Here is a 2,136-nt window from a genome sequence, read left to right on the forward strand (position 1 = left end):
GATTCGTGCATCACGGTTTATATTTTTCAAGTCATGAATAAGCTGCGCTAAATCTTCAATCGAATAAATATCGTGGTGTGGAGGAGGTGAAATTAAGCCTACTCCTGGCGTTGATCCACGCACATCTGCCACCCATGGATATACTTTGTTTCCTGGAAGCTGACCGCCTTCTCCAGGTTTTGCACCTTGTGCCATTTTAATTTGAAGCTCATCGGCATTCACAAGGTAGTGACTTTTCACTCCAAAACGCCCAGAAGCGATTTGTTTAATCGCACTGCGGCGATTATCTCCATTCTCATCCAGAGTGTAGCGGCTAGGATGCTCGCCGCCTTCTCCACTGTTGCTGCGTGCCCCTAAACGGTTCATCGCAATCGCTAATGTTTCATGAGCTTCTTGACTTAAAGATCCAAACGACATAGCACCTGATTTAAAACGTTTTACAATCGAATCAACTGATTCCACTTCATCAATGGAGATAGATGAACGCGATCCATTAAACGAGAACAGGTTGCGCAAGAAACCGATGCGTTCTTCATTAGCCGATTCAGAGAATTTTTTAAATAAGCTGTAATCTCCCTTACGGCAAGCCCACTGCAGCGTGTGAATTGTTTTTGGATTAAACGCATGATGCTCGCCCGTGTGTCTCCACTGGAAGTCACTTCCTGATTCTAACGTTTGCTCAATTGTTTCAACATAAGCATTGTCATGACGCGTTTTTGCTTCTTTTGCAATAACATCTAAACCGATACCGCCAAGCTGCGAAGCAGTACCTGTAAAATAGTGCTCGATAACCTCTGCACTGATTCCAACTGCTTCAAAAATTTGTGCGCCCCGATAACTTTGCACCGTTGAAATACCCATTTTAGACATTACTTTTACGACACCTTCAGTAACGGCTTTTACATATTTCTCAACAGCATAGTCATACGATACGTTCAACGTACCGGCGTTAATTTCATTTTGATATGTTGCAAAAGTAAGATATGGATTAATTGCGTCTGCGCCGTAACCAATCAGCGCTGCAAAATGGTGCACTTCACGCGCTTCTCCTGTTTCTACAACAATGCTCGCCTTTGTACGGTTTCCTTTTCGCACTAGGTGCTGGTGCAGTCCGCTAACCGCTAATAAAGCTGGAATAGCTACGGATTGAGCTCCCGCTTCACGGTCTGTCAGAACAAGAATGCTAGCACCTGCGTTAATCGCCGCTTCAGCTTCAGCAAATACGCGATCAAGATCTGCTTTTAAATCATTTGTAAATACAGCAGATATAACAGCACTTTTGAAATCTGGATGAATGGCAGACTTCAGCTGATCAGTTTGATCGTTTGTTAAAACCGGTGTCTCAAGCTGAATTCGATGAATATTTTCTTTGGTTGGATGCAGTAAATTCCCTTCTGCACCAAGCAATGTCATTGTTGATGTAACCAACTGTTCACGAATAGCATCAATCGGTGGATTGGTTACTTGAGCAAATAGCTGCTTAAAGTAATTGAACAGCGATTGAGGACGATCAGACAACACGGCTAATGGAGTATCATTACCCATTGAACCAAGCGGATCTTTTCCTTCTGTAATAACTGGAACTAAATATTTATGAATATCTTCATACGTGTAGCCAAATGACTTCTGGCGAATGACCAAATCATCGAAGTATTCAGATTTTTCTTCCTGCACTTCTGGCAACGTTACCAGCTGTTCATCTAACCACTCTTGATAAGGCTCAGCCTGTGCCATTTCAGATTTAATTTCTTCGTCTGAAATAATTCGGCCCTCCTCTAAATCGATTAGAAGCATTTTACCTGGGCTTAAACGATCTTTATATAATACATTTTCATCTTCAACATCAATGACGCCTACTTCTGATGAAAGGATGATGTAATCATCTTTTGTAACATAATAGCGAGCTGGACRTAAACCGTTACGGTCTAAAATAGCACCGATTTGCTTTCCATCCGTAAACGAAATAGCAGTCGGACCATCCCATGGCTCCATTAATGCGCTATGATACTCATAGAAAGCACGTTTTTCTTTTGACATGTGCGGATTCTCAGACCAAGGCTCTGGAATAAGCATCATCGCTGCATGCGCTGGCTTGCGGCCGGCCAATACAAAGAACTCTAGCGCATTATCTAACAT

General features: G+C 42.5%; 1 protein-coding gene. It reads right to left on the minus strand.

Going from position 1 to position 2,136, the window contains the following annotated elements; genetic code table 11:
- Positions 1 to 2,136 (minus strand): glutamate synthase central domain-containing protein (locus tag AC1DRF_RS24470; RefSeq protein WP_477741918.1); only part of this gene is annotated, 2,136 nt, incomplete at both ends.

Source organism: Priestia sp. P5_B4 (genome assembly GCF_056400385.1).